Here is a 20000-nt window from a genome sequence, read left to right as displayed (position 1 = left end):
CCCTGGACAAGTCGAGCACCCGGATATGTGAAAGCGCCCCCATGATCAGCCCTCCTTAATAGAAGGCCTGAATGCCGGTCTGCGCACGCCCTAGAATCAACGCGTGCACATCGTGCGTACCTTCATAGGTATTCACTACTTCCAGATTGACCAGATGCCTGGCGATGCCGAACTCGTCCGAGATACCGTTACCGCCCAGCATGTCGCGAGCCATGCGCGCGATATCCAGCGACTTGCCGCAGGAATTGCGCTTCATGATCGAGGTAATCTCTACGGCAGCCGTACCTTCGTCTTTCATGCGTCCCAAACGCAGGCAGCCTTGCAGCGCCAGAGTGATTTCAGTCTGCATGTCCGCCAGCTTTTTCTGGATCAGCTGATTGGCCGCCAGCGGACGCCCAAACTGTTGACGGTCGAGGGTGTATTGCCGCGCGGTGTGCCAGCAGAACTCCGCCGCACCCAGCGCGCCCCAGGAAATACCGTAGCGCGCAGAATTGAGACAGGTGAACGGACCTTTCAGACCGCGCACGTCCGGGAAGATGTTTTCTTCAGGCACGAACACGTTATCCATGACGATCTCGCCAGTGATCGACGCACGCAGACCGACCTTGCCATGAATAGCCGGGGCGCTCAGACCTGCCCAGCCCTTTTCGAGAACGAAACCGCGGATATCGCCAGCATCGTCCTTGGCCCACACCACAAACACATCCGCGATCGGGCTGTTGGTAATCCACATCTTGCTGCCGCTCAGGCGATAACCACCCTCGACACTCCGGGCACGAGTGATCATCGCCCCTGGGTCTGAACCATGGTTGGGCTCGGTCAGGCCGAAGCAGCCAATCCATTCGCCCGAGGCCAGTTTAGGCAGGTATTTCTCTTTCTGGGCCTGCGTACCGAATTCATTGATTGGCACCATGACCAGCGAGGACTGCACACTCATCATTGATCGATAGCCTGAATCGATACGCTCGACTTCACGGGCGATCAGCCCATAACAGACGTAATTCAAGCCACTGCCGCCAAACGCTTCCGGAGTCGTTGCACCCAGCAACCCCACTTCGCCCATCTCGCGAAAGATGGCCGGGTCGGTTTTCTCGTGACGGAAGGCTTCAAGCACGCGCGGGGCCAGCTTGCTCTGGGCGAACTGCTCGGCAGTGTCGCGAACCATGCGCTCTTCTTCAGTGAGCTGTTGATCCAGCAGCAATGGGTCGATCCAGTTAAAACTTGCTTTACCGCTCATGCATGTTCCTCACGTTCAGCTGAAAAATCCTTTAACGATCCTAGTCCTGGTGTCATCCGGCGACAAACGAGGTTTTATCAACCTCTTGTGCTAATTTCTCACTCCAAGAGCCGCTTCAGGCCCGCATAACAAAAAGACCAGTGAGAAGAAAGGATATGAGACGCAAAATACCCAGCACCACTGCACTGGTCAGTTTCGAAGCAGCTGCCCGACACGAAAGCTTTACCAAGGCCGCTCACGAGCTGTCCCTGACACAAGGCGCGGTGTGCCGACAGATTGGCGGGCTTGAGGAGTTTCTCGGCGTTGAGCTGTTCCGGCGCTCTCGACGGGGAGTAAAGCTCACGGAGGCAGGGCTTTCCTATAGCCGACGCGTGGCCCAGCAACTGGACGCAGTCGAGCGCGACACCCTGTCGGTCATGGGCCAACAAGGCGCCAACGCCATCGAGCTCGCCGTGGTGCCGACGTTCGGCACTCAATGGCTGTTGCCACGCCTTAAGGACTTCCAGCACAAGCACCCCGATGTCACGGTTCACCTGACCAACCGCACGCGCCCTTTTCTGTTTGCTGACACCGACTTCGATGCTGCTATCTATTTCGGCGACGCCGACTGGTCCGGCACCCAGTCGCATCGGCTGATGAGTGAAACTCCATGCCGGTCTGCAGCCCCTCCTTCCTGAACGGGCGAGACCATCTGCAAGCAAGCGAGCTCGCCGAGCTGCCATTGCTTCAACAAACCACGCGCCCCTATGCGTGGCGCCAATGGTTCAACGCGCAGGGCATGGATGTGGCCCGCGATATGACCGGCCCTCGCTACGAGCTGTTTTCGATGCTCGCGCAGGCAGCCATGCACGACATGGGTGTGGCACTGATCCCACCCTTCCTTATTCAGCGCGAACTGCATGAAAAGCGCCTGGTGATTGCCAACGTCTGTTCGCTGCCCGGCAGCAAGGCCTCCACCTGATGATTCCCTAACGGAAAGTGGAGTCGGCATCACTCAGCGCATTTCGCGACTGGCTGGTCGCTCAGGCCCGGAATTACCAGCTGCCACAAGAGCAGATCTGAGCAGCATTTCAGGTAGTCAACGGAAGATAACACCTACAGATATAACCTTATGTCGCGTTAAAACAACTTCTCGCTTGCCGCAAAAAAAGGCTTACCCCCTAATATTTACAAGGTCTTTTGCCTTATTTTGGCTTGAGTGCGATATTTTCGAGCAAAAAAATATTAATCACCTTTTTTGTACGGAATAGCGCCAAAACCCATCCAGGTAATGGCCTGCGTCCAATTACTGCGACAATAGGTCACAGTGTGACTTGTAGTTCATCTATAGTTTCGTTACAGAATGTATTGAAGCCCGCAAACTTCGCCTGCAAAATGCCCCGCCCCTGCTGCAAAGGGGCGTGCTGCCTGGCCATGCCAGATGCACCAGCCGTAGTGCACTGGCCTACACACGAACGATAAAAAATCGCGCAGGAGATTTGTCGTGCACATTGGTGTTCCTCTCGAAACGCAAGCGGGCGAAACCCGGGTAGCTGCTACCCCGGAAACCATCAAAAAGCTGATCAGCCAAGGGCACAGGATTACTGTGCAGAGCGGCGCAGGCATTCAGGCCAGCGTTCCGGACAGCGCTTACGAAGCTGCAGGCGCTGTGATTGGGAGCGCGAACGAAGCGTTTGCGGGCGAGTTGATCCTCAAGGTTGTAGCGCCCGACGATAATGAGCTGAGCCTGATCAAGAGCGGCTCGGTGGTCATCGGCATGCTCAACCCCTTCAACAATGAACTCATCGGCAAGATGGCCGCACAGGGCATCACCGCGTTCGCCCTGGAAGCCGCACCGCGCACTTCCCGCGCGCAGAGCCTTGATGTGCTGTCTTCGCAGGCCAATATCGCGGGCTATAAGGCCGTGCTGCTTGCCGCACACCACTACCCGCGCTTCATGCCCATGCTGATGACCGCTGCCGGCACTGTCAAAGCCGCACGGGTGCTGATCCTGGGCGCAGGCGTTGCCGGTCTGCAGGCCATTGCCACCGCCAAACGGCTGGGTGCAGTGGTTGAGGCGTCGGATGTGCGTCCGGCAGTGAAGGAGCAGATCGAGTCGCTGGGTGCCAAGTTCATTGATGTGCCCTACGAGACCGACGAAGAGCGCGAATGCGCCGAAGGCGTTGGCGGTTACGCCCGCCCGATGCCTGCCAGCTGGATGCAACGCCAGGCCGCAGCCGTTCACGAGCGGGCCAGGCTGGCGGACATCGTCATTACTACCGCCCTGATCCCCGGCCGCAAGGCACCGGTGCTGCTCAGCGCCGAAACCGTGGCGCAGATGAAGCCCGGTTCGGTAGTAATCGACCTGGCCGCTGCACAAGGCGGCAATTGCCCGCTGACTGTGGCAGATCAAGTCGTCGTCGAGCACGGAGTGACCATCGTCGGCCACACCAATTTGCCAGCGCTGGTCGCAGCCGATGCTTCTGCACTCTATGCCCGCAACCTGCTGGACTTCATGAAGCTGCTGTTCGACAAGGACGGCACATTCTCGATCAACCTCGAAGACGACATCGTCGCCGCATGCCTGATGTGCCGCGACGGGCAAGTCGTACGCAAGAACGGCTGAGGACACACCAATGGAAGAGCTGATTTCCCCCGGCGTCTACAACCTGATCATTTTCGTACTGGCAATCTATGTCGGCTACCACGTGGTCTGGAACGTCACGCCCGCACTGCATACGCCGCTCATGGCCGTCACCAATGCTATCTCGGCCATCGTCATCGTTGGCGCCATGCTCGCCGCCGCACTCACGGTGACGCCGCTGGGCAAAACCATGGGCACGCTGGCTGTCGCACTGGCAGCGGTGAATGTGTTTGGCGGCTTTCTGGTCACTCGGCGGATGCTGGAGATGTTCAGGAAAAAGGCCCCCAAGGCAAAGGACGAGGCGCCGAAGTCACGAGCATGAATCTGGTCACCCTGCTGTATCTGATCGCGTCGATCTGCTTTATCCAGGCACTCAAAGGCTTGTCACACCCCACCACCTCACGCCGCGGCAATCTGTTCGGCATGCTCGGTATGGGTCTGGCGGTCATCACGACAATCGGGCTGGTGTTCAAACTGGCTGCGCTGTCTACCGCTGAAGGTACCAGTGCGGGCATTGGCTACATTGTGGTCGGCCTGCTGGTGGGCGGGACCGCTGGCTCGATCATGGCCAAGCGCGTTGAAATGACCAAAATGCCTGAGCTGGTCGCGTTCATGCACAGCATGATCGGCCTGGCAGCGGTATTCATCGCCATCGCGGCCGTAGTAGAGCCTCAGTCACTGGGCATCGTTGGTCATCTGGGCGATGCCATCCCCGCAGGTAATCGTCTTGAGCTGTTCCTCGGAGCGGCCATCGGCGCGATCACCTTTTCCGGCTCGGTAATCGCCTTTGGCAAGCTGTCGGGCAAGTACAAATTCCGGCTGTTTCAAGGTGCACCAGTACAGTTTGCCGGACAGCACAAGCTCAACCTGATGCTTGGTCTGGCCACACTGTTCTTTGGTCTGACCTTCATGTTCACCGGTAGCCTTACTGCCTTTGCGATCATGCTCGCGCTGGCGTTCGTGATCGGTGTGCTGTTGATCATCCCGATTGGCGGTGCAGACATGCCGGTGGTGGTCTCGATGCTCAACAGCTATTCAGGCTGGGCAGCGGCCGGGATCGGCTTTTCGCTGAACAACTCGATGCTGATTATCGCGGGCTCGCTGGTCGGTTCTTCGGGCGCGATCCTGTCTTACATCATGTGCAAGGCGATGAACCGCTCGTTCTTCAATGTGATCGGCGGTGGCTTCGGCGGCGCAACGGATTCGGCAGGGCCGGCAGGTAGCAAGGACGCCCGCCCGGTGAAATCCGGCTCGGCAGACGATGCCACCTTCCTGCTGACCAACGCCGACACCGTGATCATCGTGCCGGGTTACGGGCTGGCAGTCGCGCGCGCGCAGCATGCACTCAAGGAACTGACGGAGAAGCTGGTGCACCGTGGTGTCACGGTGAAGTACGCCATTCACCCGGTGGCCGGGCGCATGCCGGGGCACATGAACGTACTGCTGGCCGAAGCCGAGGTGCCTTACGATCAGGTGTTCGAGATGGACGACATCAACTCCGAATTCGGTCAGGCCGATGTGGTGCTGGTGCTCGGTGCCAACGACGTGGTCAACCCCGCCGCCAAGAACGATCCGAAATCGCCCATTGCCGGGATGCCGATTCTGGAGGCATTCAAGGCCAAAACCATCATCGTCAACAAACGCTCGATGGCCAGTGGTTACGCTGGTCTGGATAACGAACTGTTCTATCTGGATAAAACCATGATGGTATTCGGAGATGCCAAAAAGGTGATCGAGGACATGGTGAAGGCCGTCGAAAACGCCTAGTCTGACCCTGCCTCATTAAAGCCCCGGCTCGCTTGGCGACCGGGGCTTTTTACATTCCGCGTAACAGTGTTTTGCGCTGAAAGCCGCCAATTAGAGCCCTCAAATGCGACCTTGGTAGCAGGACGAACCCCGTTCAACGCTCTAGACTTGTCGCTCGCTTCTATCTACGAGACAGAATTCATGTACCGTGACCGTATCCGCCTGCCCTCCCTGATGAGCAAGGTTATGAGCGCAGCCGACGCTGCCGCCTTGATTGAAGACGGCATGACCGTCGGCATGAGTGGCTTCACCCGCGCAGGCGAAGCCAAGGCCGTGCCCCATGCGCTGGCCGAGCGCGCCAAAGTGACACCGCTGAAAATCAGCCTGATGACCGGTGCCAGCCTGGGCAATGACCTGGACAAGCAACTGACCGAGTCCGGCGTGCTGTCCCGGCGCATGCCCTTTCAGGTCGACAGCACACTGCGCAAGGCGATCAACAACGGCACGGTGATGTTCATCGATCAGCACTTGTCCGATACCGTCGAGATGCTGCGCAATCGGCAGATCAAGGCGGTGGACCTGGCGGTGATCGAATGCGTTGCGATCACCGAGGAAGGCCATCTGGTGCTCAGTACCTCTGTCGGCAACTCGGCCAGCTTCGCGATTCTGGCCAAGCAGGTGATCGTAGAAATCAATCTGTCGCAGCCGCTGGAGCTGGAAGGTCTGCACGACATCTATATACCCAGCTACCGGCCGACGCGCCTGCCGATTCCGGTGCTGGAAGCAGACTCGCGCATTGGTAGCCATGCAGTGAAGATCGACCCGGCGAAGATCGTCGGCATTGTCATCAGTAATCAACCAGATTCACCGTCCACCGTCACCCCACCTGACGCGGATACGCAGGCCATCGCCAACCATCTGGTGGAGTTCTTCAAGAAGGAAGTGCGCGAAGACCGGCTTACCGACAAGCTGATGCCACTACAGGCGGGTATCGGCAATATCGCCAACGCCGTGATGCACGGCCTGCTGGCGTCTCCCTTCACGGACCTGACGATGTACTCCGAAGTGCTGCAGGACTCGACATTCGATCTGTTCGACGCGGGCAAACTGACCTTTGCTTCAGGCAGTTCCATGACGTTGTCGGCGACCAAACACGCGGAAGTCTTTGCCGATTTCAATCGCTACAAGTCCAGGCTGGTACTACGCCCCCAGGAGATCTCCAATCACCCCGAGGTGATCCGCCGCCTGGGTATCATCGGCATCAACACTGCGCTGGAATTCGACCTGTACGGCAACGTGAACTCTACCCACGTGTGCGGGACGCGCATGATGAATGGCATTGGCGGCTCGGGGGATTTCTCGCGCAATGCGCACCTGGCGATATTCGTCACCAAGTCGATTGCCAAGGCCGGCGCGATTTCCAGCGTTGTGCCGATGGTCAGCCATGTCGACCACACCGAGCATGACGTTGACATTCTGGTCACCGAGCAGGGCCTGGCAGATCTGCGCGGCCTGGCCCCTCGCGAACGTGCGCGGGTCATCATCGACAACTGCGTACACCCGGATTACCGCGACGCGCTGAACGCCTATTTCAAAGCCGCTTGCGTGCTGGGCGGCCATACCCCGCACATCCTGCGCGAAGCACTGAGTTGGCACATCAACCTGGAAGAAACCGGGCGCATGCTTCCGGGCTGAACAGGACAGTTGGAAGTGAACGAGACCTTCCCCGACTCACTTCCTCCTCGCACTCAACAGCTTCTTGAAAAACTGTACTGCTGTACCGGTCATAAAACTGCCTCAAATCGCCAAAATCACCATAATCGACCACAAAATGCACTCATATGGTGCCAACCGGTACAGTTGCCCCATTTATGAACAAAACAGTGCCCAATCACAGTTAACTGAACCCTCACAATACAAGTGAACTGTGTCTATGGAAGCTGGACGCGTGCGAGGAAAATGGGCACCAGTCAAGCAACTCACTTATCCCGCCACAAGCGGAAGGAAGTCACACCATGGAACGTACAATCAGTTCCGATCTGTTCAGCGAAAGCACCGTTACCACTGCAAAAGCTTCTTTGCCTCTGCGCGTATTCGCCAACCTGATGCTCTGGCAGCGTCGCCTGTCCAGCCGCCATCAACTGGCTCGTCTGGATGCACGCCTGCTGGCTGACGCCGGTATCAGCGAATCCCAGCGTTACGAAGAGCTGAGCAAGCCGTTCTGGCGCTGAATCAGCGCTCGCTGGTCCCAGACCTTAAAGTCTCTCGCCAGCAACCCGAATTGCTTCATACAAGACCCGTCTCAGGCAACCGAGACGGGTTTTGTCGTTTTCGGGCAGGTACTTAACAGATTGCCAATAACAGCACAGTTTCAGATAAATCAAAAACGTCAGGTACAGTTACCAAATAATGCAAAGTGTGCAAGCTGCAGCCATCGACTGCCATGACAAGCGCGCTATCAGTGGGATAGTCTAGCGCTCTACCTCGGCCCTTCGGCCTCGCAGGCAGCCTGTGCCCTTTTGACCACAATGGAACTCGATCATGTCTCTGCTACGTACCCTCGGCGCTGCCTTCCTGTTGACTGCTGCTGCAGGTACCAACGCCTCCAGCTTTTTTATTGTGACCACTGATGCAGTGGTCGATGCAGTCAATGCATCGACACGTGCCACGTCCAACATTTCCTCCTCTCTGAAAGATGACAAGATCGTTCTGGCCGCCCGTGACGATGCCGCCAGCTTCGTGGCCAGCTCCGGCGACATCCGTAGCGCTCGCCTCGAAGGTGCGCTGCAACACATCCGCCAGGTTCTGCCTGAACTGCAAGCGACCGACAGCCAACTGGCTCAGGCCATTCTGGCCATCTGACCGTTGTGCCCCGGCCATGTGCCGGGGTAGCTCTGGCCAGAGCATTGCGCTAGCCTTGCTACCTGTTTTGCCGGTTCGTGAAAGTCATGCGTTTACTGCACCTTCTGTTTATCGCACCCGTTGCCAGCCTGATGTGCATCAGTCAGGTTCAAGCGTTCGATACGACCACGCAGGGTCTGGTCAAGACCGGCTATGCAACCAGTCAGGTCACAACAGCACCTTTCGATAACAAGCTCATGATGGCTGCCAGAGACGACGCTGCTGCGTTCATCGCCAGCGACGGAGATATACGCTGTGCCCGGCTTGAGGCCGCGCTGCACGCCCTGCGTCAGGCAGATGCAAAACTTCGTGCCAGCGACCTTGAACTGGCGCAGGCAATCCTCGTCCAATAGCCACTTTCCCCTCTTTGCGTAACTGGAGACGTCACTACATGCGTACCCCGCTGATTGCTGCTTCCCTTGGCCTGCTATTGCTGGCCGATTTTGCCCAGGCTCAGACCGTTGTAGCCACGAGCAACATCATCGTTCGCGCGTTTGGCCGTACCATTGATTTCACCTCGGACACCACTACATCGATTCGCGACTCCAAAGTCGTGCTCCAGGCCAAGGACGACGCCGCCAGTTACGTTGCCAGCGGCGGTGACATCCACGGTGCCCAGCTGGATGCTGCCTTCGATACACTGCGCACTCGCGTACCAGAAGCACGCGGCGCAAGCGATCAGACCCTGGCTGAAGCAATCCTCGCATTGTGAGGCGATTTCGCGCCTGGCTGCTTGCTGGCGCGCTGTCGCTGGTCGGGACGCATGCCTTTGCCAGCCTGAAGCTGGAACTGCACACGGACGGCCTCGATGCGCCGCAACAGCAAGCCAGCCAGACGCTGCTCGACGAAGCCATGCACGCGCTGCCGCCCAGCTTCGTCGAAGCACTGGACCGAACCGTCGAGGTAAGCTGGTCCAGCGACATGCCGCAAAACGCCTACGGTCAGGCGGCGGGCCCTTATCAGCTATACCTCAACAGCCACTTGCTGGCCTCGTTGACCGACGGTTCGGCAGCCACCGCCCAGACAGGCCGTCCACACGGAACGGTGCGCCAGGAGTTGCTCGCCACCGTCCTGCATGAGCTGACCCACGTCTACGACCGCGCTCGGCTGTGGTCGCCTGCCGAGCGCTCGGCTATCTTCCGCTGCGGATCACGCAACAGCTCACTCGGCAAGATCGGCCTGCCCGACAATTGCCGAGGTCAGACCGAGCGACGCTTTACCCTGAGTGATGACCCTCGCCTGCTGGATCTGGCGGGCTGGCAGCAATACGTCGGACGCCGCGGTGAACGCGAGGAACATAACGGCCAGGTCGCCCGCAGCCCGGACATCTACGAAACCACCAGCCCGCTGGAATTCGTGGCCGTGAACATGGAGTATTTCCTCCTCGACCCGGCCTACGCCTGTCGTCGCCCGGCGCTGTATACGTATTACAAAGAGCGCTTTGGCTGGGCACCCGCAGCACGGGATAAATGCCCCACGTACTACCCTTACCTGAATGCCGGCAGCGACTTCGGCCGTGAGCCGCTGGGCAAGCTGGACCCCGAGCGGGTCTACGCGGTGGATTATCTGCTCGCCGAGGCGAATCAGAACTGGGCAAGCCGCTGGGGTCACAGCATGTTACGCCTGGTGATCTGCAAACCTGGTCGTCCTCGTGGGCCGGACTGCCGCCTGGACCTTGACCAGCATCTGGTGCTGTCTTATCGGGCATTCGTCGGCGATGTACAGCTATCGAGCTGGGACGGCCTGATGGGTGCCTACCCGTCACGGCTGTTCGTCTTGCCGCTGGCGCAGGTCATCGATGAATACACCAAGACCGAACTGCGCAGCCTGGCCTCCGTGCCAATCAAGCTGTCGCGCCCGGAAATCGAAGGTCTGGTCCAGCACGCTGCCGAGATGCACTGGAGCTACGACGGCAATTACTACTTCCTCTCGAACAACTGCGCCGTTGAAAACCTCAAGTTGCTGCGCGCCGGTACGCACAATCCCAAGCTCGTCGGCCTGGACAGCATTTTGCCCAACGGCCTGCTTGAAGTCCTCAAAGGCCGAGGGCTGGCCGATACCAGTGTGCTGGACGACCCCAGAGAAGCATTGCGTCTGGGCTACCGTTTCGATTCCTACCGTGACCGCTATCAGGCCATGTTCGAGGTTTTGAAGAAGCACCTGCCGATCAAGCAGAACACCGTTGAAGAATGGATGGCCCTGCCAGCCAGTGAGCGCAGCCAGTGGTTCGCTAAGGCCGATCTGCGTACCAGTGCTGCGATTCTGCTGCTGGAGCAGGCCAGCCTGCGCAGGCAACTGCTATTGGCCCAGGACGAAGTGAAGCAGAGCTATCTCGGTGCACGCGAAGTGAAAGACGGCAAGGTCTCCAATGCCACCAAAACGCTACAGGAGATCCTCGCCAGCAGCGGCTTTCTCAGCCGGCCAGCCGAGCTGCTCGGCAGCGGCGGGTACGGTTTGCCACAGGCGGGGGAATGGCAGCGGCTTGAAGCAGAAAGCAGTCAACGCCAGAAACAACTCAAGCGTCTGACCGGCGATCTCGACAAGGAAGTGCGCGCCCTGCTGGAGCCAGACCGCGCCAAGGAAATTGCAGCCAACGAAGCCAACCTCAAACAGGTGTCCGAGCACCTTCGGGCACTGCACAAGGCAGCAGGCGGGCTGCAACTGCCGTGATCAGGCAGCTTTCTTTTTCGGCTTGAGGTATTTGACCAGGCCCTGGAACCAGATCACCAGGGCCGGGTTGCCCTTGATCTGAATATCCTTGTCCTGAATGCCCTTCATGAACGCCAGTTGCTTGTTCTTCGCCTGGAGGGTGTCAAAACCAAAGGCTGCATCGCGAAACGAGATGGCAAAGGCTGGCTCTGCAACCACACCGCTGGCACTGCGAATGCGCTGATCGTGCACCACGAAGTGACGCGCGATTTTGCCATCTGCGGTCTGTAACTGAAATGTCAGGTCCTTGCCAGCCAACTGCTGCTGGAACGCGGGGTTGTTACGACTGGCGCGGGCCATTAGCAGGCCCAGCATCCACAATAGAAAACGAAACTTCATGCTCGGCCTCTGTACGCACTGGATCCGGTGATCAGGATCGGCGTGGCAGTGTAGCGGTTTATTGGCCCAAAACCTGTAGGACAAGATGAATTTCGAGGGAGATCGGTACAAAACACTTGTTGAACGCAAGGATGCTGCTTCGCGTGGGAAGCAGCATCACGACAGCATTAACGAATGCTGTTGATGTTGCCTTTGCTGCCGGTGACCTTCACATCAACCTTCTTGAAGATGAAGTAGTCCTTGATGCTGACTTCGTAACGCGGCGCGACGATCAGATCGGCACCGGAGGATTTAACCGCCTTGAAGGCGGCTGCCGCTTTGGTCGTCGAGACAGGATCAGGCAGCGCCAGACCCAGACCGCCACCGCCGCTTGCACCGCCGTATGTCACGCCATCGGCGAACTGGTTATCGCCGCCGAAACTCAGGAAATTGAACAACACATTGGTGGAGGACTCGCCGCTGATGGTACCGCCTACCTTGACGTCCGCCTTGAGGTCGGTTTTGACCGTGCCTTCCAGCGGTGCGCTTGGCTGGCTGACGTTGTAGCTCACGCAGCCGCTGGTAGCGGCGATCAGAGTTGCAACCGCAGCAAACTTCCATAGCTTTTTCATTCGAGATTTCCCAAGAGTAATTGAAGGGGTGCAGCAGGGGCGGGACTCTAAGGGAATCAGCAATAAGAAAAAGTCAGGCAAAGCCGGGGTTTGAGAAGGCATTCATACGAAATTGAGTAGGACAATTCTCACGAAGAGCTTCGACGAGTGATCGGCGGCACAAACGACACAAACAAAAAGCGGGCAACCAGTCTGAGTGGTGTGCCCGCCTGTGAGTTGCCCGCCTCCCGCCGAGGCGCACAACAGGGTGTCAAGGGTTGACGCTGTCTTTCAGGGCTTTCCCCGGTTTGAAGGCCACTGTGTTGCTTGCCTTGATTTTAACCGGCTCCCCGGTCTGTGGGTTCTTGCCAGTCCGGGCACCGCGATGGCGTTGCAGAAAAGTACCGAAGCCTACCAGCGTGACACTGTCCTTACGGTGCAGTGCGCCAGTAATCTCTTCAAGGATGGCATTGAGAACACGATTGGATTGTTCTTTGGTGAGATCCGCCTTTTCAGCAATGGCGGCTGCAACTTCTGGTTTACGCATATGAAGCCTCTTTTACGGTTTTTTGTTTTTATGTCCCGCGCCGCTTTGTAAAAAACGGCAACAAGGCGCCGCGACGGCTCTACGTAGCGGCAGACAAGACCGAGGATGGCATGCCGAACCAGCCCGCGCCAGTGCGCAGGCGGGGTTTATTGGCAAAAATACGTGGCCTATCCGACAAAATGACGCGAAATTATGCCAATAACGCAGGCAAAACCTTGTTCAGTGCGAGTTTTTCCATAACTGCCGCACCGGTCAGCGCATAGCCCAGCAGGTTGCCATCTGCGTCATGACACAGCGCCTTGATATCAGCCCCCTGCCCTTCGATACTCCAGCGGCCGTCGGTGCCACGCGGTGGCGGCGAAACCACCAGCGGGCAGGCTGGCGTCTTTACTGTGATCGGCATGGGGCCATATTTTACGGCCGTTGGCGTTCCGGCCAGCGTCTGGGCCAACGCCCGAGCGCAGCTCATCAACGGCATGACATAGAGCAGGTTGAGGCCATCGACTTCAGCGCAGTCACCCAACGCATGGATGTTGGCGTGGGAGGTCTGCAACTGGCGATCCACCAGAATACCGCGCCCCGTCTGCAAGCCCGCGGCAGCGGCCAGATCAATACGTGGGCGCAGACCAATGGCCGAAACCACCAGGTCGCAGTCAATCACCTGCCCGTCCGACAAATGTGCTTGCAGGCCGTCACCACTGCGATTCAGGCGGGTCAGCACCGGGCCCAGGTGGAAACGCGCACCCAGGCTTTCAAGGCCGGTCTTTACCGCAGCCGCAGCGGCAGGTGGTAACAGGGTTGGCATGACCTGCTCGCACGGCGCCACCAGATCCACTTCATAGCCGCCCAGAATCAGGTCGTTGGCGAATTCACAGCCAATGAGCCCTGCGCCGAGAATCAGAACCCGACGCTTTCCCGCCGCAGCCGCTCGAAAACGGGCGTAGTCCTGAAGGTCGTTGATCGGGAAAATCGCATCGCCTGCATCACCTTCCACCGGTACGCGGATGGTTTCAGCCCCCCAGGCCAGCACCAGATCGCGGTAGTGAACCGCTTCTTCACCGATCCACAGACGCTTGTGACCCGGGTCGATCCCGCTGATCCGCGTATGCGTGCGGACTTCAGCCTTGAGCTGATCAGCCATCGCGCCAGGCTCGGCCATGCTCAACCCGTCGGCTTCCTTGTTTTTGCCAAAGCCGGTGGAAAGCATCGGTTTGGAATAGGACCGGCCATCATCGGCCGTGATCAATAGCAGCGGCGTGTCTGCGTCCAGTTTGCGAAACTCTCGGGCGAGGTTGTAACCCGCAAGGCCGGTGCCGATGATGACCACAGGTGCGCTCATTGTTCTTCCCTATTCATTATTTTTCTGCTGGCTGCTATCAGCCGATTTCGATCATCTCAAAGTCCATTTTGCCCACACCGCAATCCGGGCACAGCCAGTCTTCCGGCACATCCTGCCAGAGCGTACCAGGCGCAATCCCGTCATCCGGCCAGCCGTCGGCTTCGTTATAGATCAGGCCACAGACGATGCATTGCCACTTCTTCATGTTCGGTTCTCTCGTTTATCAGGCTAAATAGCGTGTGACGGTCGATTGCCGTCTGAACGGGCGTTGTACTGATCGGCAGGCCCGGATGCAAGTCTGATTCTATAACCTGACGTACTACCGGCGGTCGGTCGGGGCCTGCAATCATGCTAAGCTCGCGGCCTCGTTGGCTGCCGGAACTGGCTTACCGTGACCCAGCAATCCCCCGCATTCATTAGCCCGATCTGGCTCAAGCGCGAGCAATTGATCGATGCGCCCGAACCGATAATGCTCGACTGGTTGTTCAATCAGGACTCCCTCACACGCCGGCTGGACCGTTTGTCTGACGGTGGTTTCAGCGTATTTCCGCAATTCGAAGGCTGGCAGGCTTTGCGCCGTGATGAGTGTCTGGCGCTGGGCCTGCCACTTGCCAGCGAAGGCTGGGTGCGCGAGGTGTACTTGTGCGGTAATGACAGCAACTGGGTATTCGCTCGCAGTGTAGCCGCCCGCAGCGCTTTGCAGGACGGTGGCCTGAATATGGATGAGCTGGGCACTCGCTCGCTGGGTGAGTTGCTGTTCAGCGACCCTGCGTTCGCGCGCGGCACCCTTGAAGTGTGTCATTACCCTGAAGCCTGGCTGCCTGACGCTGTTGCAGCTCGCGGACTATGGGCACGCCGCTCGCGATTCAGTCGTGGTGCGTTGAGCGTGCTGGTCGCCGAAGTGTTCCTGCCCGCTCTGTGCAATACGATCCATGACAAGGACCCTGTCTGATGTACCTGTCCCTTCTCAAATCCCTCAATCGTCTTAGCCCCCGCGCCTGGGACTTTATCCAGCTGACACGTATCGACAAGCCCATAGGCATTTACCTGCTGCTGTGGCCAACCCTGTGGGCGGTCTGGATTGCGGGCAAGGGCTCTCCGTCGCTGAAGACAGTGTTCATCTTCATGGTCGGAGTATTTCTGATGCGCGCGGCAGGCTGCGTGATCAATGACTTCGCCGACCGCAAGGTGGATGGCCACGTCAAACGCACCGAGCAGCGTCCTCTGGTCAGTGGCAAAGTCAGCTCACGGGAAGCGCTGGCGCTGTTTGCGGTGCTGGTCGGCCTGAGCTTTGTGCTGGTGCTGTTTACTAATGCGACAACCATCTGGCTGTCGTTCGGCGGTCTGGCGCTGGCTGCCTGCTATCCATTCATGAAGCGCTACACCTATTACCCGCAAGTGGTGCTGGGTGCTGCGTTTTCGTGGGGCATGCCGATGGCATTTACTGCAGAAACCGGCGACCTGCCAGCTGCGGCCTGGCTGCTGTACATCGCCAACCTGCTATGGACCGTGGGCTACGACACCTATTACGCAATGGTCGATCGTGACGATGACCTGAAAATCGGCGTGAAATCCACTGCCGTACTGTTCGGCGATGCCGACCGGGTGATCATCCTGACCCTGCAAGGTCTGGCGCTGGGTTGCCTGATGCTGGCCGGCGCGCGTTTTGAATTGGGTGCGTGCTTCTACATAGGCCTGCTGGCAGCAGCAGGATGCTTTGCCTGGGAGTTCTGGAGCACCCGACAGCGCGAGCGGGACGCCTGCTTCAAGGCTTTTTTGCACAACCACTGGGCCGGGCTGGCGATATTTTTGGGTATCGTCGCCGACTATGCGGTGCGCTGAAAACAGCCACCGCAAGCCTCTTTTCGACTGAAATAAACGCAGGATCGCGAGGCCCGCCGACCTCCCGAAACCTGTCGGCGTGCTAGCCTCAACCACACCTGTCACACGACTGCAATAATTCCGTTATCTAATGCGCCCCAAGACAGTTAAATGACAAGAGGTTCGAGCATGGCTGGCAGGAGCATCCTGATCGTTGACGACGAAGCGCCTATTCGTGAAATGATCGCCGTTGCGTTGGAAATGGCTGGATACGACTGTATTGAAGCCGAAAACTCTCAGCAGGCCCATGCGATTATCGTCGACCGCAAACCTGACCTGATTCTGCTCGACTGGATGCTGCCTGGCACATCCGGCATCGAACTGGCCCGTCGCCTTAAACGTGATGAACTGACCGGGGACATCCCGATCATCATGCTCACTGCAAAGGGTGAAGAGGACAACAAGATCCAGGGCCTGGAAGTCGGCGCTGACGATTACATCACCAAGCCCTTCTCGCCCCGCGAGCTGGTGGCACGTCTCAAGGCCGTGCTGCGTCGTGCCGGCCCGACTGATGGCGAAGCACCTATCGAAGTCGGCGGTCTGCTGCTCGACCCGATCAGCCACCGCGTCACCATCGACGGCAAACCGGCTGAAATGGGCCCCACCGAATACCGTCTGCTGCAATTTTTCATGACCCACCAGGAGCGCGCCTACACACGTGGCCAGTTGCTGGATCAGGTCTGGGGCGGCAACGTCTACGTCGAAGAGCGTACGGTTGATGTGCACATCCGCCGCCTGCGCAAGGCCTTGGGCGATGCGTACGAAAATCTGGTACAAACCGTGCGCGGCACTGGCTATCGCTTCTCGACAAAGAGCTGACAGGCGTTGCGTCGACGCAGGGCAGTGACCAGACAAGGATTTACCCTTAATTGAATCAAAATTGGCACGGCACCTTGATACGCCACATGTTGTTGCTGGTCACCGCCTGCCTGTTGGTCGGCCTGATCAGTGGACAGTATGGCTGGAGCCTGGCCACCGGACTGGGCCTGTATCTGGCCTGGACCCTCAAACAATTGCTGCGCCTGCATGACTGGCTGAGCAGTCACAAGGCTGACGAGCCGCCTCCGGACGGTTATGGTCTGTGGGGCGAAGTGTTCGACAGCATCTATCACCTGCAACGCCGTGATCAGCGTGTCCGCGGACGCCTCCAGGCGGTCATCGACCGGGTACAGGAATCCACCGCCGCCCTGCGCGATGCCGTAATCATGCTCGACAGCGACGGCAACCTGGAGTGGTGGAACCGTGCCGCTGAAACCCTGCTGGGTTTAAAGACGCCGCAGGACAGTGGTCAGCCCGTGACCAACCTGGTCCGGCATCCGCGCTTCAAAGAGTACTTTGCGCTGGGCGACTACAGCGAGCCGCTGGAGATTCCCTCACCGACCAATGATCGCTTGCGCATTCAGTTGTTGATTACCCGTTACGGCAACAATGAGCACCTGATGCTGGTGCGCGATGTGACGCGCATCCACCAGCTGGAGCAGATGCGCAAAGACTTCGTCGCCAACGTGTCTCATGAGTTGCGCACGCCACTGACGGTGATATTCGGTTATCTGGAAACCCTGCTCGATAACGTGGACGAGGTCAATCCGCGCTGGGTGCGGGCGCTGCAACAGATGCATCAGCAAGGCGGGCGCATGCAGACGCTGCTCAACGACTTGCTGCTGCTGGCCAAGCTCGAGGCTACCGATTACCCATCGGACAATCATCCGGTAATGGTCAGTACCTTGCTCAAAACCATCACCGCCGATGCCAATGCGTTGTCGGGCAGCAAGAACCAGCAGATCCACCTGAGCCTGGAAAGCGATATGCGCCTCAAGGGCAGCGAAAGCGAGCTGCGCAGCGCGTTTTCCAACCTGATCTTCAATGCCGTCAAGTACACCCCGGCAGAAGGCGTCATCCGTATCCGCTGGTGGGCCGACGAGCGGGGCGCGCACCTGAGCGTGCAGGATTCGGGGATCGGCATCGAGACCAAACACCTGCCGCGCCTGACTGAACGTTTCTACCGGGTCGATACCAGCCGCGCGTCGAATACCGGTGGTACAGGGCTCGGTCTGGCCATCGTCAAACATGTGCTGCTGCGCCATCGCGGCAACCTTGAAATCAACAGTGTTCCCGGCAAGGGCAGTGTTTTTACCTGTCACTTTGCCAGCGGCCAACTGTCCAAACCCGTACACGACGATTCAGACTACTAGGCAATCGCGCCTTGAGCCGCTACATTGCCGGGCTCATAGCGTCTTCTCTGGCGTGACATTACCCTCTTCTGTTAATACGGACCCTGCAAAACCCCATCATGGACCCTTCCCCTAGTTTCAACCTGTCTTCACTCTTCGCCGATTTCGGCATGATTCTTTTTGCTTTGTTCCTGGTCCTGCTCAACGGCTTTTTCGTTGCGGCAGAATTCGCCATGGTCAAACTGCGCTCGACCAAGGTTGAAGCCATTGCCGACAAGAACGGCTGGCGCGGGCACATTCTGCGCAAGGTACACGGCCAGCTGGATGCCTACCTTTCAGCCTGCCAGCTGGGTATCACCCTCGCCTCCCTGGGCCTGGGCTGGGTCGGCGAGCCGGCGTTCGCGCATCTGCTGGAGCCGTTGCTCGCAGCGTTGGGCGTCGACACTCCGGAGCTGATCAAGGGCGTGTCGTTTTTCACTGCGTTCTTCATCATTTCCTACCTGCACATTGTCATCGGCGAGCTGGCCCCCAAATCCTGGGCGATCCGCAAACCGGAACTGCTGTCGCTGTGGACAGCGGCCCCGTTGTACTTCTTCTATTGGTTGATGTACCCGGCCATCTACCTGCTCAATGCCAGCGCCAACGCCATTTTGCGTATCGCAGGCCAGGGTGAACCCGGTCCGCATCACGAACACAGCTACAGCCGCGATGAGCTGAAGCTGATTCTGCACTCCAGCCGTGGCCAGGACCCCAGCGATCAGGGCATGCGCGTGCTGGCGTCTGCTGTCGAAATGGGCGAGCTGGAAGTGGTCGACTGGGCCAACTCCCGCGAAGACATGGTGTCGCTGGACTTCAATGCGCCGCTCAAGGAAATCCTCGCTTTGTTCCGCCGCCACAAATTCAGCCGTTATCCGCTGTATGACGCTGAACGTGGCGAGTTTGTCGGCCTGCTGCACATCAAAGACCTGCTGCTGGAACTGGCAGCGCTGGACCACATCCCGGAGTCGTTCAACCTGGCTGAACTGACCCGCCCGCTGGAGCGTGTTTCACGACACATGCCGCTTTCGCAGCTGCTGGAGCAGTTCCGCAAGGGCGGCGCGCACTTTGCCGTAGTCGAGGAAGCCGACGGCAAGATCGTCGGCTACCTGACCATGGAGGACGTGCTTGAAGTGTTGGTGGGCGACATTCAGGACGAACATCGCAAGGTGGAGCGCGGCATTCTCGCGTATCAGCCGGGCAAACTGCTGGTACGGGGCGATACGCCGTTGTTCAAGATCGAGCGTCTGCTGGGCATCGATCTGGACCACATCGAAGCCGAGACACTGGCCGGTCTGATCTACGACACACTCAAGCGCGTGCCGGAAGAAGAAGAGCAAATGGAAGTCGAAGGCCTGCGCATCATCATCAAGAAGATGAAAGGCCCGAAAATCGTACTCGTCAAGGTGCTGAAGCTGGACTGACCCTATCAGTTCCACCCGTTCATGAGCGGACGCAAGGTGTTCTACCGGACGCCTATCGTTCCTCACGCTCAGCGTGGGAATGCCTTGGGTGACGCTCCGCGTCACAGATCTGCGTCACGCCGCATACTCAAAAGCGGAAGCAGAGCGTCCAGAACTGCATACCCACGCGGAGCATGGGCACGATAGGTGCTCTCCCGAACGCCTATCGTTCCTCACGCTCCAGCGTGGGAATGCCNGCCGCATACTCAAAAGCGGAAGCAGAGCGTCCAGAACTGCATACCCACGCGGAGCATGGGCACGATAGGTGCTCTCCCGAACGCCTATCGTTCCTCACGCTCCAGCGTGGGAATGCCTTGGGTAACGCTCCGCGTCACAGGTCTGCGCCGCGCCGCATACTCAAAGCGGACGCGGAGCGTCCTGAACGGCATACCCACGCGGAGCATGGGCACGATAGGTG

21 protein-coding genes and 1 pseudogene (1 of these 22 running past the window's edge) are annotated in these 20000 nt (G+C 58.6%); 15 read left to right on the top strand and 7 right to left on the bottom strand.

All coding sequences use genetic code 11. The features are described from left to right. Positions 1-46, bottom strand: the beginning of a protein-coding gene (locus tag AO277_RS23335) for a CaiB/BaiF CoA transferase family protein (protein ID WP_170947399.1). 1178 nt of this gene lie to the left of the window's left edge; only the first 46 of its 1224 coding nucleotides appear in the window; its start codon is at positions 44-46; its stop codon lies beyond the left edge, outside the window. Between the two features lie 9 nt (positions 47-55). Next, the gene (locus AO277_RS23330; protein ID WP_044319235.1) at positions 56-1237 is read right to left on the bottom strand and encodes an acyl-CoA dehydrogenase; all 1182 of its coding nucleotides are present in this window, start codon (positions 1235-1237) and stop codon (positions 56-58) included. Between the two features lie 155 nt (positions 1238-1392). Here AO277_RS23330 and AO277_RS23325 point away from each other — a divergent pair. The 10 genes and pseudogenes from AO277_RS23325 to AO277_RS23280 all read left to right on the top strand — a co-directional run bounded on the left by AO277_RS23325 (position 1393) and on the right by AO277_RS23280 (position 11177). Beyond that, positions 1393-2299 (top strand): annotated as a pseudogene (locus AO277_RS23325) (LysR family transcriptional regulator). Positions 2300-2720: 421 nt separating this feature from the next. After that, positions 2721-3842, top strand: coding sequence for a Re/Si-specific NAD(P)(+) transhydrogenase subunit alpha (locus AO277_RS23320; protein WP_005744869.1), 1122 nt, complete (start codon positions 2721-2723; stop codon positions 3840-3842). Between the two features lie 10 nt (positions 3843-3852). Beyond that, positions 3853-4182 carry an NAD(P) transhydrogenase subunit alpha part 2 gene (locus AO277_RS23315; protein ID WP_044319234.1) on the top strand — a complete coding sequence of 110 codons (330 nt, stop codon included), beginning with the start codon at positions 3853-3855 and terminating at the stop codon, positions 4180-4182. Beyond that, positions 4179-5627: an NAD(P)(+) transhydrogenase (Re/Si-specific) subunit beta gene (locus AO277_RS23310; protein ID WP_044319233.1), complete on the top strand. Its 1449-nt coding sequence runs from the start codon at positions 4179-4181 to the stop codon at positions 5625-5627. Before AO277_RS23315 ends, AO277_RS23310 begins: the two co-directional genes overlap by 4 nt. A gap of 180 nt (positions 5628-5807) precedes the next feature. Beyond that, positions 5808-7301 (top strand): succinyl-CoA:acetate CoA-transferase ScpC, encoded by a 1494-nt coding sequence (gene scpC, locus AO277_RS23305; protein WP_044319232.1) that lies wholly within the window; start codon positions 5808-5810, stop codon positions 7299-7301. 320 nt (positions 7302-7621) lie between these two features. Beyond that, entirely contained in the window at positions 7622-7837 is a 216-nt protein-coding gene (locus AO277_RS23300) for a DUF1127 domain-containing protein (protein ID WP_002555870.1), read from the top strand. Between the two features lie 310 nt (positions 7838-8147). Continuing rightward, a complete protein-coding gene (locus tag AO277_RS23295) occupies positions 8148-8468 on the top strand; it encodes a DUF2388 domain-containing protein (RefSeq protein WP_044319231.1) in 321 nt (106 codons plus the stop codon). A gap of 86 nt (positions 8469-8554) precedes the next feature. Then, positions 8555-8860: a DUF2388 domain-containing protein gene (locus AO277_RS23290; RefSeq protein ID WP_002555872.1), complete on the top strand. Its 306-nt coding sequence runs from the start codon at positions 8555-8557 to the stop codon at positions 8858-8860. Positions 8861-8898: 38 nt separating this feature from the next. Then, positions 8899-9219 carry a DUF2388 domain-containing protein gene (locus AO277_RS23285; protein WP_002555873.1) on the top strand — a complete coding sequence of 107 codons (321 nt, stop codon included), beginning with the start codon at positions 8899-8901 and terminating at the stop codon, positions 9217-9219. Beyond that, positions 9216-11177, top strand: coding sequence for a DUF7844 domain-containing protein (locus AO277_RS23280; protein WP_044319230.1), 1962 nt, complete (start codon positions 9216-9218; stop codon positions 11175-11177). The genes AO277_RS23285 and AO277_RS23280 overlap by 4 nt, the downstream gene beginning before the upstream one ends. Here the strand turns inward: AO277_RS23280 and AO277_RS23275 are convergent, their stop codons facing one another. From AO277_RS23275 to AO277_RS23255, 5 genes are all read right to left on the bottom strand, one after another. Next, complete coding sequence (locus AO277_RS23275) at positions 11178-11555, bottom strand: SCP2 sterol-binding domain-containing protein (RefSeq protein ID WP_002555875.1); 378 nt, start codon at positions 11553-11555, stop codon at positions 11178-11180. Positions 11556-11722: 167 nt separating this feature from the next. Further along, positions 11723-12166: a hypothetical protein gene (locus AO277_RS23270; protein WP_044319229.1), complete on the bottom strand. Its 444-nt coding sequence runs from the start codon at positions 12164-12166 to the stop codon at positions 11723-11725. A 250-nt stretch (positions 12167-12416) separates the two neighbouring features. Next, positions 12417-12692, bottom strand: coding sequence for an HU family DNA-binding protein (locus AO277_RS23265; protein ID WP_002555877.1), 276 nt, complete (start codon positions 12690-12692; stop codon positions 12417-12419). A gap of 190 nt (positions 12693-12882) precedes the next feature. Then, complete coding sequence (locus AO277_RS23260) at positions 12883-14031, bottom strand: NAD(P)/FAD-dependent oxidoreductase (protein ID WP_002555878.1); 1149 nt, start codon at positions 14029-14031, stop codon at positions 12883-12885. Between the two features lie 37 nt (positions 14032-14068). Further along, positions 14069-14236, bottom strand: a complete 168-nt coding sequence (locus AO277_RS23255) for a rubredoxin (protein WP_002555879.1) — start codon at positions 14234-14236, stop codon at positions 14069-14071. A gap of 186 nt (positions 14237-14422) precedes the next feature. Between AO277_RS23255 and AO277_RS23250 the strand changes: the two genes are divergently transcribed. The 5 genes from AO277_RS23250 (at position 14423) to AO277_RS23230 (ending at position 19543) form a co-directional block, all read left to right on the top strand. Then, a complete protein-coding gene (locus AO277_RS23250; protein WP_002555880.1) occupies positions 14423-14983 on the top strand; it encodes a chorismate--pyruvate lyase family protein in 561 nt (186 codons plus the stop codon). Continuing rightward, on the top strand, positions 14983-15873 hold the full coding sequence (gene ubiA / locus AO277_RS23245; protein ID WP_002555881.1) for a 4-hydroxybenzoate octaprenyltransferase: 891 nt from the start codon (positions 14983-14985) through the stop codon (positions 15871-15873). Before AO277_RS23250 ends, ubiA begins: the two co-directional genes overlap by 1 nt. 168 nt (positions 15874-16041) lie before the next feature. Further along, complete coding sequence (gene phoB, locus AO277_RS23240; RefSeq protein WP_002555882.1) at positions 16042-16731, top strand: phosphate regulon transcriptional regulator PhoB; 690 nt, start codon at positions 16042-16044, stop codon at positions 16729-16731. Between the two features lie 50 nt (positions 16732-16781). Then, the gene (phoR, locus tag AO277_RS23235) at positions 16782-18104 is read left to right on the top strand and encodes a phosphate regulon sensor histidine kinase PhoR (RefSeq protein ID WP_005744878.1); all 1323 of its coding nucleotides are present in this window, start codon (positions 16782-16784) and stop codon (positions 18102-18104) included. Positions 18105-18202: 98 nt separating this feature from the next. Next, positions 18203-19543 (top strand): hemolysin family protein, encoded by a 1341-nt coding sequence (locus AO277_RS23230; RefSeq protein ID WP_044319228.1) that lies wholly within the window; start codon positions 18203-18205, stop codon positions 19541-19543. Positions 19544-20000 lie beyond the last annotated feature (457 nt).

Source organism: Pseudomonas amygdali (assembly GCF_002699855.1).
Classification (GTDB): Bacteria; Pseudomonadota; Gammaproteobacteria; order Pseudomonadales; family Pseudomonadaceae; genus Aquipseudomonas; species Aquipseudomonas amygdali.
Note: the sequence above shows the minus strand (reverse complement) of the source record. Positions and strands in the feature narration are given on the sequence as shown.